The organism is Alsobacter sp. KACC 23698 (assembly GCF_045348435.1).
Taxonomy (GTDB): Bacteria; Pseudomonadota; Alphaproteobacteria; order Rhizobiales; family Beijerinckiaceae; genus Alsobacter.
On the sequence record NZ_CP157484.1, the window covers coordinates 483,510 to 498,570 of the forward strand.

General features: G+C 68.7%; 15 protein-coding genes. 6 read left to right on the forward strand and 9 right to left on the reverse strand.

Features of this window, described 5'->3' with window-relative positions; translation table 11 throughout:
* Position 1 precedes the first annotated feature (1 nt).
* Entirely contained in the window at positions 2-1,018 is a 1,017-nt protein-coding gene (locus ABEG18_RS02150) for an ABC transporter substrate-binding protein (RefSeq protein WP_406856453.1), read from the reverse strand.
* A 285-nt stretch (positions 1,019-1,303) separates the two neighbouring features.
* Here ABEG18_RS02150 and ABEG18_RS02155 point away from each other — a divergent pair, with 285 nt between their 5' ends.
* Both ABEG18_RS02155 and ABEG18_RS02160 read left to right on the forward strand, forming a co-directional pair.
* Positions 1,304-1,549 (forward strand): hypothetical protein, encoded by a 246-nt coding sequence (locus tag ABEG18_RS02155; RefSeq protein ID WP_406856454.1) that lies wholly within the window; start codon positions 1,304-1,306, stop codon positions 1,547-1,549.
* A gap of 169 nt (positions 1,550-1,718) precedes the next feature.
* Positions 1,719-1,904 (forward strand): hypothetical protein, encoded by a 186-nt coding sequence (locus ABEG18_RS02160; protein ID WP_406856455.1) that lies wholly within the window; start codon positions 1,719-1,721, stop codon positions 1,902-1,904.
* Positions 1,905-1,988: 84 nt separating this feature from the next.
* On the opposite strand, the gene ABEG18_RS02165 is transcribed toward ABEG18_RS02160, so the two are convergent.
* Positions 1,989-2,249 (reverse strand): hypothetical protein, encoded by a 261-nt coding sequence (locus tag ABEG18_RS02165; protein WP_406856456.1) that lies wholly within the window; start codon positions 2,247-2,249, stop codon positions 1,989-1,991.
* Positions 2,250-2,439: 190 nt separating this feature from the next.
* Between ABEG18_RS02165 and ABEG18_RS02170 the strand changes: the two genes are divergently transcribed.
* The 4 genes from ABEG18_RS02170 (at position 2,440) to ABEG18_RS02185 (ending at position 7,082) form a co-directional block, all read left to right on the forward strand.
* Positions 2,440-3,237, forward strand: a complete 798-nt coding sequence (locus tag ABEG18_RS02170) for an aldolase (protein WP_406856457.1) — start codon at positions 2,440-2,442, stop codon at positions 3,235-3,237.
* Positions 3,238-3,390: 153 nt separating this feature from the next.
* Positions 3,391-4,845 carry a hypothetical protein gene (locus ABEG18_RS02175; RefSeq protein WP_406856458.1) on the forward strand — a complete coding sequence of 485 codons (1,455 nt, stop codon included), beginning with the start codon at positions 3,391-3,393 and terminating at the stop codon, positions 4,843-4,845.
* Between the two features lie 144 nt (positions 4,846-4,989).
* Positions 4,990-5,823 (forward strand): transglutaminase family protein, encoded by an 834-nt coding sequence (locus ABEG18_RS02180; RefSeq protein WP_406856459.1) that lies wholly within the window; start codon positions 4,990-4,992, stop codon positions 5,821-5,823.
* A 128-nt stretch (positions 5,824-5,951) separates the two neighbouring features.
* Positions 5,952-7,082: an aminotransferase gene (locus tag ABEG18_RS02185; RefSeq protein ID WP_406856460.1), complete on the forward strand. Its 1,131-nt coding sequence runs from the start codon at positions 5,952-5,954 to the stop codon at positions 7,080-7,082.
* 8 nt (positions 7,083-7,090) lie between these two features.
* Here ABEG18_RS02185 and ABEG18_RS02190 read toward each other — a convergent pair whose 3' ends face one another.
* The 7 genes from ABEG18_RS02190 to ABEG18_RS02220 form a co-directional block, all read right to left on the reverse strand.
* On the reverse strand, positions 7,091-8,023 hold the full coding sequence (locus ABEG18_RS02190; RefSeq protein WP_406856461.1) for a succinylglutamate desuccinylase/aspartoacylase family protein: 933 nt from the start codon (positions 8,021-8,023) through the stop codon (positions 7,091-7,093).
* 21 nt (positions 8,024-8,044) lie between these two features.
* Positions 8,045-9,073 carry a histone deacetylase family protein gene (locus ABEG18_RS02195; RefSeq protein WP_406856462.1) on the reverse strand — a complete coding sequence of 343 codons (1,029 nt, stop codon included), beginning with the start codon at positions 9,071-9,073 and terminating at the stop codon, positions 8,045-8,047.
* A 25-nt stretch (positions 9,074-9,098) separates the two neighbouring features.
* Positions 9,099-10,067, reverse strand: a complete 969-nt coding sequence (locus tag ABEG18_RS02200; RefSeq protein ID WP_406858517.1) for an ABC transporter ATP-binding protein — start codon at positions 10,065-10,067, stop codon at positions 9,099-9,101.
* A gap of 66 nt (positions 10,068-10,133) precedes the next feature.
* Positions 10,134-11,150 carry an ABC transporter ATP-binding protein gene (locus ABEG18_RS02205; RefSeq protein ID WP_406856463.1) on the reverse strand — a complete coding sequence of 339 codons (1,017 nt, stop codon included), beginning with the start codon at positions 11,148-11,150 and terminating at the stop codon, positions 10,134-10,136.
* 37 nt (positions 11,151-11,187) lie between these two features.
* Entirely contained in the window at positions 11,188-12,450 is a 1,263-nt protein-coding gene (locus ABEG18_RS02210; protein WP_406856464.1) for an amidohydrolase family protein, read from the reverse strand.
* 30 nt (positions 12,451-12,480) lie between these two features.
* Entirely contained in the window at positions 12,481-14,097 is a 1,617-nt protein-coding gene (locus ABEG18_RS02215) for an ABC transporter substrate-binding protein (protein ID WP_406856465.1), read from the reverse strand.
* Between the two features lie 39 nt (positions 14,098-14,136).
* The gene (locus ABEG18_RS02220) at positions 14,137-15,060 is read right to left on the reverse strand and encodes an ABC transporter permease (RefSeq protein WP_406856466.1); all 924 of its coding nucleotides are present in this window, start codon (positions 15,058-15,060) and stop codon (positions 14,137-14,139) included.
* Position 15,061: the final 1 nt, after the last annotated feature.

Genomic DNA, 15,061 nt, shown 5'->3' on the forward strand with positions numbered 1-15,061 from the left:
GTCAGCGGCCCGCTTCGATGCGCCGCTTGGCCTCCTCGACGAAGCTCAGGTCGACATATTTCGGCGCGACCTCGATCTTGGCCGGGATCAGGCCCACCTCCTGGGTGACGTTGATGCTGTCCTGGAGCGTCTTGATGTTCGGGAACATGAAGGGGTCGCGGTAATAGTCCTTGTTCGTGAAGAGATGCGTGAGCTTGTCCGGCGTCTGCTTCATGAAGTCCGCGATGATCTTGACCGCCTCGGTGCGGTTCGCCGGGTCCTGGAACCAGCGCATGGCGCGGACATGGTCCTCGAAGAAGTCCTTCAGGGCGTCCCGGTTCTTCTCCAGGAAGTCGGTCCGGGCGGTGAGGAAGACGAGCTGCGACGGGCCGACGGCGTCCTTGGCGCGGAACAGCACCTTGTACTTGCCGCTCTCGATGAACTGGCCGGACTGCGGCTGCAGCACCGTCCCCATGTCGATCTTGCCCTCGTCGAGCATGGGCGGGATGTTGGGGAAGGCGACCTCCACGACCGTGTAGTCGCGCTTGTCGTTCATGTTGTTCTTCTTGAACATCGCCCGGATGGCCGTGTCGGAGGCCGACCCGATGGCGTTGCTGCCGACGCGCTTGCCCTTCATGTCGGCGACCGTGTTGATGCCGGAGTCGCTGCGCACCATGAAGGTTTCGGAGTGGTGGTCCCCGACCCCGTCCTGGATGATGTCGGCCACGACCTTCACGTCCTGGCGCGCGTTCGTCACCGCCAAAACGAGCGTCAGGGCCGAGAAGGCGGCCATGTCGATCTCGCCCGCCGCCATGGCGGTGATCTGCGGCGAGCTGCCCCGGAACAGGATCGGCTCGACCGTATAGCTCTTGCCGTAATGCTTCAGGATCTCGGGCTTGGAGTAGAGCACCGGGATCATGTGCCCGGGCATCGTCGACCAACCGATCCGGATCTTCACCGGCTCCGCGAAGGCCTGTCCGGAGAACAGCGTCAGGGTGGCGGCGGCGAGGACGGCGAGGCGACGCGCGAGGGGCGGCATGGCGATCTCCCAGATGTTGTCCGGCGTCCTTCTGACCCTTGCGGGCGGGACGCGTTGATGGGCCGCAGAACGGCCTCGTGCTATTTATCGGCTGATAATCCTACCCGGTCAAGCGGCTTGGCGCGTCCTCCGGCCCTCGTTTTCCGCGCCGCGCCGATGGCGAAGTCGCCGCGGCCGCGCCGGTCGAGCCGGCCTTCCCGGGCGCGAACAGCGCAGTTGTAGCCATGCTGCACTTGATGCAGAGTTCCCCCGTTCGGCCCCGCGTCGAAGCCTCAGGAGGAAAACATGCGTGCAATTGCAATGGCCTTAGTGCTGGGCGCCCTGGCCACCACCAGCGCTTTCGCCGAGACGACCTGCAAAGCTCAGGCGACGGAAAAGAAGCTGGCGGGCGCCGCCATGAACAGCTTCATGAAGAAGTGCGAGTCCGACGCCGCCAAGACGTGCTCGACCGCCTCGGCGGAAAAGAAGCTCTCCGGCGCGGCGAAGACCAGCTTCACCAAGAAGTGCGTCAGCGACGCCGTGGGCGCCTGACCGGACCTTTTTGCGCGCTCCCCCGGAGGGACGCGTCATCGCAGAGGGCCGGCGTCGCGCCGGCCCTGACGACGAACCCCGACGAGGCGTTTTCGCCCGTCATGTGACGTTGCGCACGCTGGGGCTGCGAGGAGGCCTGCATACTCGGATCTCTCAACAGGAGCATCCCATGCGCGTCGCACTCGCCGTCCCCGGATCCGCCGCCGCTCTCGGCGCCGTCATCGTCGTTCTGGCCGCGATCGTCGGATCGCTCTTCCTGTTGCGCATCACGCCCGCGTCGGGCCTTGCCGCCGCCCCCGCGTGCCAGGTGGTGGACACGATCGGCATGGGAGCCGAGTGCTGGTATCCCGAATGACCGGCGGGACACGAAAAAAGGCCGCTTGGAAGCGGCCTTGAGGCGTCCGGCCGCAGCCGGGCGCAGGAGTCCGCGGACTGGAGATCAGTCGCAGCGGCGAATGCGGCGAGTGACAGTGTCGCCGTCGTCATTTTCCTTGGTGATCGTGACGTAGCGGCAGCCGCCGCGCACGCTTCCGGTCGTGTAGTCGCGGTCATAGTGGCGACGGTCCCAGCGCCGGCGATCGAAATCACGGTCGCGGTCGCGGCCCACGGTTACGCCGCCGGGTCCGATCGAGAATTCCTGGGCGGTCGCCGCTGCGGCGCCGGTCACGCAGAGCGCGGTCGCGAGCAAGATCGCTTTCATGGACGTGTCTCCTCAGCCATTGCAGTTGCGCCAACAACTCTTGGGCGGGAGCTCGGTTCCGACCGCGGACCCCGCGACAGGGCGGAGCCGCGATCCACAAGGACCGGTGAGGGGGCGCGCCAAGGACTTGGGCCGGCGATGCTCCTGCCCCTACAGTGGCGGCGGTGAAACATTCCGGAGCACACCGCCCATGGCTCATTCCCTCGGCCCAGCCGCCGCCCCGTCCGCCTCCGCCGGGCCCAACCAGCCCAGGCTCGATGCGGACGCTGTGCGGCAAGCCAAGGTGGACCTCGCCGCCTGCTTCCGGATGGCCGCCCGGAACGGACTGGAGGAGGGCATCTGCAACCACTTTTCGGCGCTCGTGCCGGGCTATGACGACCTCTTCATCGTCAATCCCTACGGCTACGCCTTCCGCGAGCTCACCGCCTCGCGGCTCCTGGTCTGCGACCTGCATGGCAATGTGGTCGACGGCGACGGCCAGCCGGAGGCGACCGCCTTCTACATCCACGCGCGGATCCACAAAGCCATCCCGCGCGCCCGGGCGGCGTTCCACACCCACATGCCCTACGCCACGGCGCTGGCCATGACGGAGGGCGACCCGCTGCTCTTCGCCGGTCAGACGTCGCTCAAATTCTACGGCCGCACCGCGGTGGACCGGGACTATAACGGGCTCGCCCTCGACGAAAGCGAGGGCGACCGGATCGCCGGCGCGATCGGCGACGCCGACATCGTGTTCATGAAGCATCATGGCGTGCTGGTGCTCGGCCCCACGATCGCGGAAGCCTGGGACGACCTCTACTACCTCGAGCGCGCCTGCCAGGCCCAGTGCCTCGCCATGGCGACGGGGCGGGCCGTCAAGCCCATCGCGCCCGCGGTCGCAGAAGCCGCCGCCCGGCAGATGCGCGAGGGCGACCCCGAGTCGGCCCGCCTACACCTGGAGAGCGTCAAGCGCGTGCTGGACGCCGAGGAGCCCGCCTACAGGCATTGAGGACGCCGACGGCGAGGCGGACGGAACTCCGGTGTTCGGGAACGATCGTTGCGCGGTCCCGCTTATCCAGAGTTCCACGATCCGCGCCAGAGACGTCGATGTTGTCCCGAGCCCTCACCGCGAAGCGACCCGGCCCCATGGGTCGCCCGCCTCATGTCTGATCTGAAGCGCCGCCTCGCGCCGCATGCGTCGATTTCGCCTGTCAGGCAGCCCTGGATCGAGGGCGCGCCGGGCGCGCCCTATTTCCAGACCGAAAACGGCGAACCCTGGCACCCCATCGGCTACAACGACGCGATCTCGTGGGTCGATCTCAACGGGCTGTTTCGTCGCCGCGACCTGCCAGGGGTGGACCGTTATCTGGCCGGCCTCGCCGCCCAGGGAACCACCGTGATCCGGGTCATGCTCGAATACGCGCAGATCCGTCATCGCCATTTCGAGCGTCCGGCCGGCGTCTTCGTGCCGGCGATGATCCGGCTCTGGGACGACTTCTTCGCCATGGCCGAGCGCAGGGGCCTGCGCTTCCTGATCACGCCCTTCGACACGTTCTGGACGTGGCTGCGATGGGACTGGCACCCCTACAACCGCGCCCTCGGGGGTCCGCTGGCGTCGCCGGCCGAGTTTCTTCTTTGCGGCGAGACCCGCAAGGCCATCAAGGCGCGGCTGGAATTCGTCGTCCGGCGCTGGGGCGGCTCGGGCGCGTTCTTCGCGTGGGACCTGTGGAACGAGATCCACCCTGCGCAGGCCCGCGACAGCGCCGACTGCTTCCCCGAATTCATCGCGGACCTGTCCGGCCATGTGCGCCGGCTGGAGCGCGACCTCTATGGCCGCAGCCATCCCCAGACGGTGTCGCTCTTTGGTCCTGAACTCGAGTGGCGCGGCCACCTGCCGATGAACGAGCCTTTGTTCCGGCACCCGGATCTCGATTTCGCGACCATCCACGTCTACCAGATGGGCACTATCGACGACCCGCAGAACACCGTGGACCCGGCCCTCGACATGGCGCGGCACGTGCGGGCGCATCTGGCCGAGATCAGGGACATGCGGCCCTATCTCGACACCGAGCATGGCCCCATTCACCTGTTCAAGGATAAGAAGAAGACCCTGCCGGAGGACTTCGACGACGAGTATTTCCGGCACATGCAGTGGGCGCATCTGGCGGCCGGAGGGGCCGGAGGCGGCATGCGCTGGCCGAACCGGCGTCCCCATCGCCTGACCGACGGCATGCGGGCGGCCCAGGCCGCGCTGTCGCGCTTCATGCCCGCAATCGACTGGCTGTCCTTCCGCCGCGTCGCGATCGACGCGCAGGTGACGAGCCCCGCCGCTCTGCACGTCACCGCCTGCGGCGACGACCGGCAGGCGCTCGTCTATCTGCTCCGGACCGATGCGCTGAACGAGCGCGGCATGGTGGACCGCTCCGCCGCGCCCGTGTCCGCCACGCTGTCCATCCCGGGGCTGGCGTCCGGACGCTATCGGGCTACGGGGTGGGACACCGTGGCGGGCGAACCGGTCGCGCACCTGGAGGGTGCGAGCCGGCATGGCGTGCTGACCCTGTCCCTGCCGCCCTTCGCGGCCGACCTCGCTTTGGCGGTGAGGCCTCTCGCGGGCTGAGCCGCCTGCTGCGCCCCTCCGAAAACGGGGCTCCAGAAGCGTCAGTTTTGCCCATGAAATGAGCAAATTGCGAGCCGGGGAACCGACGAGGCCGCCGCCCGTTGCGAGGACATCCCTTACGCTCGCGCCTCAGCAGGTCCCCCGATGCTCATCCGTTACGGCTTCGATATCGAGATCGAGATCAGCCAGCCCACCACCCTCGTCACCGCCATGGATGTGCATCCCGACCGGCGCGCCTCGATCATCCGGGAAACGCCGTTCTCGGTGAGCCAGGATGTCCCGGTCGAGACCTTCGTCGACGCCTTCGGCAATGTCAGCCGCCGCGTCACCGCCCTTCCGGGCGCGCTGACGATGCGCCTGGACGGCGTGGCCCGCGACAGCGGAAAGCCCGACCCGGTGGACTGGGCGGCGCAGGCCATCCCGCCCGCCTCCCTGCCGGCCAATGTGCTGCCCTACCTGCTGGGCAGCCGCTATTGCGAGACCGACCTCCTGGCAGGGCTCGCCTGGAGCAATTTCGGCGCGATCGAGGGCGGCTGGGCGAAGGTCCAGGCCATCTGCGACTTCGTCAACCGCAGCCTCGTCTTCAGCTACCCGCAGGCCCGGGCCACCCGCACCGCGTCCGAGGCCTATCGGGAGGCTACGGGCGTGTGCCGGGACTTCACCCATTTGGCCGTCACCTTGTGCCGCTGCCTCAACATTCCCGCGCGCTACTGCAACGGCTATCTGGGCGACATCGGCGTCGATCCCGATCCGGCGCCCATGGACTTCAACGCCTGGTTCGAAGCCTATATCGGCGGGCGCTGGTACACGTTCGACGCCAGGCATAACCAGCCGCGCATCGGCCGCATCCTGATCGCGCGCGGCCGCGACGCGGCGGACGTCGCCATGATCACCTCCTTCGGCCCGCATCTGCTCAAGCGCTTCACCGTCGTCACGGAGGAGGTCCAGCAGGCCGACGCCTTCACGATGGCGGCCTGAGCTCACAGGTCATCCCAACGGCGCGGCGGCGCGCGCAAGCATCGCGCCGGACGGGGGAGGGCGGGGGTGATTCCGCGCCCGATCGTCGCTACAAGGCTCCAGCCGGCAGCCCGGCCTGGAGACACGCGATGCATATCCGCCCGTTCGGCGTCGAAATCTGGATGAACGAGTTCGAGACCCGGTGCGAGCTCAACCTGGCGGAGACCTGCGTCGAAAGCCTCACCATCGCCCAGCTCCTCGCCCTCGCGGGCAAGAACGACCCCGGCCTTTCCGAGTTGCTGCCGATGAAGATGACCTACGGCGCCATCGAGGGGTCGGACCGGCTGCGCGACGCCATCGCGTCGATGTATGAGCGCCAGGCGCGCTCCAACATCGTCGTCACGCACGGGACGATCGGGGCCAACTCGCTCGTGCACCAGGCGCTGGTGTCGCGCGGCGACCGCGTGATCTCGGTGATCCCGACCTATCAGCAGCACTATTCGATCCCGGAAAGCATCGGCGCGGAGGTCGTGCATCTGCGCCTGCGGGAGGAGAACGGCTTCCTTCCCGACCTCGCCGAATTGCGCGACCTGGCCGCGCCGGGCGTGCGCCTGATCGCCATCAACAACCCCAACAACCCGACCGGCGCGCTGATGGACCGCGCCATGCTGGAGGAGATCGCCGCCATCGCGAGGGCGAGCGGCGCCTGGGTGTTGTGCGACGAGGTCTATCGCGGGACCGACCAGGAGGGGGACGGCATGACCGTCTCCATGGCCGACGTCTACGAGAAGGGCGTCAGCACGGCCGGCATGTCGAAGGCGTTCTCGCTCGCCGGGCTCCGGCTCGGCTGGGTCGCGGGCCCGGCCGAGGCGATCGAGGCCGTCATGCATCACCGCGACTACAACACCATCTCGGTCGGCGTGATCGACGACTACTTCGCCACGCTGGCGCTGGAGAACCGCGACAAGGTCCTGTCCCGCAGCCAGGCGATCACCCGCGGCAACCTCGCCATGCTGGCGGAGTGGGTCGAGCGGGAGCCGCTCATCTCCTGGGTGCGCCCCAGGTCCGGCACCACGGCCCTGCTGAAATACGATCTCGACATGCCCTCCCGCGACGTCTGCATCGCCCTGCTGCAGGAGACCGGCGTGCTGTTCACGCCGGGTTCGGCCATGGAGATGGAGGGCCATGTCCGGATCGGCTACGCCAACGCGCCCGAGATCCTGAAGGCCGGCCTGGCCCGCGTCTCGGACTTCCTCGCCCGGCGCTCCGGCCGCGGCTGAAACGGGGCTCAGGCCGCCAGCGGCGAGCCCACGCCCAGCAGCGCCTCGCCCTGGTTCACCGACAGGCTGGTGAGCCGGTAGAGGATCCGGCCGTCCTGCTCGGAGCGGATGGTCTCCAGGACCTCGCCGAAGACGTCCCGGATCTCACCGATCACCGCGCCTTTCTCCACCATGTCGGAGACCTCGGCCCGGGCGTACCAGAGGCCCGAGCAGGGCGCCGTCGGCACCCACATGGTCATGATCTCCGGCCTCGCCGGGGTGGGGGAGCCGGGCTCCTCCGGCAGCATGCCGATGGACCGCATGACGCCATGCAACCCGCGCGTGAGCTGCGCCACCGTGTCTTCGCCCCACAGGCCGTTTCCGCTCACCTCCGGCAGCAGGCTCGGCACGCCCAGCGCGTTCGCAGCCATGATGGTGGAACCGGCCCGGGTCGCCGCGACCGCGATCGGGACGCCGAACGCCGCCGCGAGCGCTTCGGACCTGGCGCAGCCCTTCGGGAAGATCGTGAACGGCGCGAGGCTCTCGTCGAGGTCGCCGCCATGCAGGTCCAGATAGGCGTCCGCCTGCGGATAGACGTTCGCGACCAGCCAGTGCGCCAGACGCTGGCTGGCGCTGCCCTCAGGGTCGCCCGGGAACATGCGGTTCAGGTTCTTCCCGTCCTGCGGCATCACATAGATGCTGCGCCGGTAGAAGCCCTGCTGGTTGACGATCGGGAGCACCAGCAGCGTGCCGCTGATGTCCTCCGGCCGCGTCTGGGCCAGCCTGACGGCGGCTTCGACCGAGCAGAACTCGGAGCCGTGCACCCCCGCGGTGACGACGAGGCATGGCCCGGGCCGCGGCCCCTCGACGATGACGAAGGAGAGCTCGACGCCCTCGAATGGCGTAAGGGAGCCGGTCAGCCTGCGGGCCCGGCCTGTCCGGAGCGGCGGCAACGTCTGCATGGTCGTCATCCTTCTCGTGGGTCAGGCGGAGGGGCGTTCGAAGGCGCCGAGGAAGCGGCTCAGATAGCCCCCGAGATGCGGGCTCAGATAGCCGCCCTCCTGCACCAGCAGGGTCGGCAGGGCGAGGCGGGCGAAGCGCCGCGCCGCCTCGGCGAAGCCGTCGCCGGTGATCCCGAAGGCCCCGACCGGGTCGTGCTCGGCGGCGTCGAAGCCGAGCGACACGACGAGCGCGCTGGGCGCGAAGGCCCGGACGCGGGAGAGCGCGCCCTCCACGGCGTCCAGCCAGGCGGGGTCCTGCGTGCCCCAGGGGAGAGGCTGGTTGAAGGTCAGCCCCTGGCCGGCGCCGGCCCCGCACTCGTCGGCATACCCGGCGTAATAAGGCGCGGTGAGGTTGGGATCGACATGGATGGAGCAGAACAGGACGTCGGCGCGCTCGTAGAAGATGAACTGTGTCCCGTTGCCGTGGTGGACGTCGATGTCGACCAGCGCGACCTTGCCGTGGCTCTTCGTCAGCCGGTGCGCCGCGATGGCGGCGTTGTTGAGGAAGCAGACGCCGCTCATCAGGTCCGGATAGGCGTGGTGGCCCGGCGGCCTGCAGAGGGCGTAGACGGCCCGCTCCGGCCCGGCGAGGCGGTCCGCCGCATGGATCGCCGCCTGGGCGCTGGCGTTCACCGAGCGCCAGGTGTCGGCCGTGATCGGGCACGAGGTCGAGTTGGAGTACCAGCCGAACTCGCCCAGCAACTCCGTCGGCTTGCGGTGCATCCGGTGGGTGGGATGCACGTTGGGGATCGCGACCGGCCCATAGTCGGGATGCGCCGACCAGCGCGCATGGACCGTCTGGAGGAACGCCACATAGCCGGCGTCGTGCACCTCCAGGATCGGCTCGAGGCCGCCCAGCGGCGCCTCCACGATCGCGTGCCCATCCTGGTGCGCCGCGTCGAGGAAGATCCGGTAGCGCTCGCTGCGGTCGGGCTGCGCGATGAAGCGGCCGGTCCGGAACACCTGGTCGGGATCGTGCAGCGCCTGGTCGGGGTGGTGGATCGCCAGCATCTTGATCTCCGGGGGAAGAAGGGCGTCAGTCGGCGAAATGGCACGCCGCCCAGTGGGCCGGGCGGACCTCCCGCAGCGGCGGGGTCGCCTGGGCGCAGACGTCCTGCGCCATCCAGCATCGGGTCCGGAAGGGGCAGCCGGACGGCGGGTTGAGCGGGCTCGGCACGTCGCCGCGCAGGATGATGCGCTCCTGCCTGCCGTCCTGCCCCCCGCCCGGAATGGCCGACAGCAGCGCCTGCGTGTAGGGCATCCGCGGGTCGGCGTAGAGATCCTCCGCGCTGGCGACCTCGACCAGCTTGCCGAGATACATGACGCCCACGCGGTCGCTGAAATACTCCACGACCGAAAGGTCGTGCGCGATGAACAGATAGGTGAGCCCGAACTCCTCCTGCAGGTCCGACAGGAGGTTCAGCACCTGCGACTGCACCGACACGTCGAGCGCCGAGACCGCCTCGTCGGCCAGGACGAATTTCGGCCGCAGCGCCAGCGCCCGCGCGATGCCGATGCGCTGGCGCTGGCCGCCGCTGAACTCGTGCGGGTAGCGGTCGAGATGCTCCTTTCGCAGCCCCACCACCCTGACCAGGTGCTCGACCCTCTCGTCGCGCTCGTCGCGGCCGGCTTCGCCCTGGATCACGAGTCCCTCGGCGATGATCTGCCGGATGGTCATGCGCGGATCCAGGCTGCCATGCGGGTCCTGGAAGATGACCTGCAAGTGGGGCCGCAGCGCCTTCAGCCGGCGCTCCGACGCGGTCAGGACGTCCTCGCCCTCAAACAGCACCTGGCCGGACTGCGGCCGCTCCAGCCGCACGATCGACCGGCCGAGCGAGGACTTGCCGCATCCGGACTCGCCCACGAGGCCGAAAGTCTCGCCCTTGCGGATCGCGAAGGAGACGTCGTCCACGGCCTTCAGCCACTCGGTCTTCTGGTTGAAGACGCCGCTGCGGACCGGATACCAGGTCCTGAGATTGCGGATCTCGAGCAGCGTCTCGCCCATGGCGTCGGCGCCCGGCGCGGCGTGCTCCTGCGGGTCTGCGTGGCCCTGGCTCGTCATCCGCGCATCCTAGTAAAGCCAGCAGGCGGCCAGGCTGCCGCTGTCGGTGGGGCGAAGCTCGGGCGTGGTCGCGCACACCGGCATCGCGTGCGGGCAGCGCGGCTGGAACGGGCAGCCGGGCGGCATGCGCAGGGGGCTCGGCACCGAGCCGCCGATCGCGTTGAGGCGCCGGCCCTTCATGGCCGGGCTCGGGATGGAGGAGAGGAGCCCGACCGTATACGGATGCCGCGGCGCGCCCGTCACCTGCGCGGTCGCGCCGCGCTCCATCACGCGTCCGCCATACATCACCACGACCTCCTCGCACATCTCCTTCACGACGCCGATGTCGTGGGTGATGAGCAGCACGGCCGTGTTGATCCGCTGGCGCAGGTCCTTCACCAGATCGAGGATCTGGGCCTGGATGGTGACGTCCAGAGCCGTGGTCGGTTCGTCGAGGATCAGCAGGTCGGGCTCGTTGGCGAGCGCGATCGCGATGGTGACCCGCTGGCGCATGCCGCCGCTGAGCTTGTGCGGATAATCGTCGACCCGGCGTTCGGGCGCGGGGATGCCGACCATCTTGAACAGCGCGATGGCCCGGTCGCGGGCTTCGCGCCGGCCCATGTCCTGGTGGGCCTGCAACGCCTCGATCACCTGGTCGCCGACCGTGTAGACCGGGTTCAGGGCCGCCATCGGGTCCTGGAAGACGAGACAGATGTCACGGCCGCGCAGGCCCCGGATCTCCCGCTCCGAAAAGCTGACGATGTCGCGGCCCTTGAACAGGATGTGGCCGCCGGCCACGAAGCCGGGCGGCTCGATCAGGCGCATGATCGACAGCGAGGTGACGCTCTTGCCCGAGCCGGATTCGCCCACGATCCCGAGGCTGGACCCGGCGCCGATCGAGAAGCTGACGCCGTCCACCGCCTTCACGACGCCAGCCGCGGTCCGGAAATGCGTCCGCAACTCCTGGACGGACAGAAGCTTCGGCGCGCCGGCGGAGAGCGGCGAGCCCGCTCCGCCGTCCTGTCCTGGACGCGTCCCGCTCAGCATGTCCGGTCCCGCCGTCGCGCCGTCATCGCGCCGCCCGTCATCGCGCCGCCCGACCTGAAGCCGCGCCGCCGGAGCGGCTGCGCACCACGCCGGCCTGCATGACCAGCCTGACGTCCTCCAGCGCTCCGAGGTCGTCCGTCGGATCGCCCGCCACCACGATCACGTCCGCGGCTAGCCCGGGCTTCAGCGCGCCGACCGTGTCGGCGATGCCGATCACCTCCGCGGCGTAGCCGGTCCCAGCCGTGATCGCCTCCGCCTTGGGCATGCCGCCCTCATGCATGAGCGACATCTCGAAGGGCAGCCCGTCGAAGGGCGTGAACCGCCAGCCGGCGTCCGTCCCGGCCACGAAGCGCACGCCCGCCTCCCGCATCTTGCGGAAATGCAGCAGGTTCTCGTCGAACATCTTGATCCAGCGCGTCAGGAGCGCCTCTTCGTCCGGCGTCCTCTTCTCCTTCGCCCGCATGGTGCGAAGGACCGCGCCGCCCACCGCCAGCGTGCTGGTGACCGGGATGCCCGAGCGGGCGAGCCTGTCCACCACGGCGGGGTCGTAGCGCTGGTTGCCCTTGGCGTCCGCGATGAAGCCGGCGTGCTCGATCTGGTCGACGCCGGCCGCGATGGCGTAGTCCGTGGACTCCGCGCACAGGCAATGCACCGTGATCTTGCGGTCGAGCCGATGGGCCTCGTCCGCCAGGGCCGCCATCTCCTCGCGCCGGTAGGACGGCTTGTACGAGATGGTGTTCACGGTGCCGCCGCCGCTGCCCATCACCTTGATGAAGTCCGCGCCGAGCTTGACCATGTCGCGCACCTTGCGGCGAAGCGCGTCCTCGCCGTCGGCCTCGCCGCCCATGTACCAGGTGTGTCCGCCCGTGATGGTGATCGGCTGGCCGCAGGCCAGGACCCGCGGGCCGAGCCCGTAGCCGAGCTCCAGCGTCCGGCGCACATGGATCGCGGTGCTGCGCAGCGCTCCCACGTCGCGCACCGTGGTGACGCCGGCCGCCAGCGCACGCTGGGCCGTCATCACCGAGGTGGCGACCAGTACGCCCTCCGGCTCCCTCACCGCGTCTTCCAGCGAGGTTCCGTCGCCCGGCAGGTTGAGGTGGACGTGGGTGTCGATCATCCCCGGCATGATCGTGCAGCCGGGGAAGTCGAGCACCTCGGCGTCCGGAGGGACGAGCCCCTCCGGCGCTTGGCCCTGTTGGACGCTCACGATCTTGCCCGCGTCGACCACCAGGACGGCGCCGCGCACCGGCGCCGCCCCCGTGCCGTCGATCAGCCGGTCGGCTTTGATCAGCGTTGTCACTGGCTCTGTTTCCTCTTGCTCGGTGTCGTGTCAGTCGGCCAGCGAGGCGGCCCAGAGATATTCAAAGCCCCCGCCCGCATAGGTCACGCCGGTCAGCTTCTTGGAGGTCATCACCAGGTCGATGTTCTGGCGGATGGGCATCATCACGGCGTTGTCCATGATGATCTTCTGCGCCTCGTGATAGATCCTGGTGCGCTTGGCCGGATCGCGCTCCTGCTGGCCCTCGGTGATCAGCTTGGTGAGCTGCGGATCCGAGAACTTGCTCCAGTTGAAGTACTCGTTGGGCAGGAACCAGAAGTGGAGCGCGTCGGGGTCGACGCCGATATACTGCAGCGGCGTCATCGACATTTCGCCGCTCGTGTTGGCGGCCAGCCAGGCCGGCGTCGCGAGCTGCTGCACCTGCACGTCCATGCCGATCTTGCGCAGATAGCCCTGCATGGCCTGGGCGAGCAGCGGGTAGGACGGCACCGTCGCGATGGCGTTGATCGTGAAGGCGAGGCGCTTGCCGTCCTTCTCCCAGAACTCGCCGGACTTGGTCCAGCCGCCCTTCTTCAGCGACTCCTCCGCCTTGGCGGGATCATACGGGTAGGAGTCCTCCAGCGAGGCGTCGTAGCCGGTCATGCCCTTCAGCAGGGGCGTGTTGCTGGGCGGGAAGACGCCGGCTTCGGCGAGCTGGATCACACCCTTCTTGTCAATGGCGTACTGGATGGCCTTGCGGACATTGATGTCGTCGGTCGGCCATTTGGACGCGTTGATCGGCGCGAAGATGCCAAGCCCGCTGATCGGCACCGGGATGGCCGTGTAAGTCCCGGCCTTCTGGAAGGCGTTCCAGTAGACGCCCGGCGTCTGCTGCATCATCTGCGACTGGCCGCTCTGGAACTGGCTGACGCGGGCCTGCGAATTCGGGACGATCTGGAACTTGATCTCCGCGATGTTGGCCGGGCCGGAATGCTTCACCGCCGCCGGGCCCCAGTTGTAGGCCTCGTTGCGCTTCAGCACGAGGCTCTGGTTGGGCTCGTAGCTGACGAAGGCGAAGGGACCCGTGCCGGTGGGGTGCAAAGCCAGGTCCTTGCCGAACTCGGCGATCGCCTTGGGCGACTGGATGCCGAGATAGGGCTCGCCCAGCTGCGCCAGGAACGGCGCATAGGGCGTCGCGCAGGTGAACTTGACGGTCATCTTGTCGACGGCTTCCGCGGTCCCGCAGGGCCCGAGCAGGCCGAGCGAGATCTTGGACTGGGTGGCCTTGTCGGTGATGTACTTGATGTTGGCCACGACGGCTTCCGCGTCGAAGGGCGTCCCGTCATGGAAGGTCACGCCCTCGCGCAGGGTGAAGGTGTAGGTCTTGCCGTCGTCGGACACGGTCCACTTGGTGGCCAGATGCGGCGTCACCTCGAACTCGGGCGTCAGCCAGACCAGCGTGTCGAAGATGTTCATCGCCAGCGGCCCGACATTGCGGGCGCCGGTGGTGGCGGGATTGAGCGAGTCGATCGGTTCGGCCCAGCCCACCGTCAGCTTGGCGTTCTTGTTGGGCGTCTGCGCGGTCGCCCCCTGCGCCGCCAGCGACAGGGCGCCGGCCGCGAGCGCGGCGGCGAAAGCTTGCTTGGCGAAAGCTTGCTTGGAGAGGGGGGTGCGGGCTCGCTTCTGCATGGTTCGACTCCGTCCAAGGGGGGCGTTGCTTCTGGGCCGCTATCGCCGGGCCAGCGTGGGATCGAGTTCGTCTCTGAGGCCGTCGCCGATGAGGTTCACCCCAATGACGAACAGCGACAGGAACGCCCCGGGAAACACCGTGATCCACCACGCCAGCGTGATGTAGTTCTGCCCGTCATTGAGGATGCTGCCCCATTCGGGCGTGGGCGGCTGGACGCCGAGCCCGATGAAGCCGAGCGCCGTGATCCACAGCGCCGCGATGCCCAGCCACGTGGTGGTCAGCACGATCACGCCCGACAGGACGTTGGGGAAGATGTGCCGCGCGATAATGCGCCACGGACCCGCCCCGAGCGTGATCGCCGCGTCCACATAGGGCAGGTTGCGAACCTCGGCGGTGGCGCCCTCGACGAGGCGCGCATAGACCGGCACCAGGATGACCGCGATGGCGATCACGCCGTTGATGAGCCCCGGGCCCAAGATCGCCGTGACGGTGAGCGCCAGCAGGATCCCCGGAAATGCGAGCAGCAGGTCGACGAAACGCATGATGACGAAGCCGACCGCGCCGCCGAAATAGCCGGCGATCAGCCCGATGCTGGCGCCGAACACGCAGCCGAGCACGACGACCAGCAGGCTCGCCAGCATGGTGGTGCGCCCGCCATAGAGCACGCGGGCGAAGAGGTCGCGCCCGAACGCGTCCGCCCCCATCGGGTGCTCCAGCGAGGGCGGCGAGAACGTCGCCATCGGGTCCTGCGCATTGGGGTCGAGCGGCGTCAGCAGCGGCGCTGCGGCCACCAGCGCGGTCAAGACGATGCAGATGATCAGGCCCGCCAGCAGGCTGCGATGCCGCAGCGCCCTGAGCGCGACGCGCCAGCGCGGGACCTTGGGGGTGATGGCGTCCTGCAGGTCGTCCACGGCCGGCGACGGCGGGAGCGGGGCGGGGGCGGCGTCGCTGTGAATCGTCATG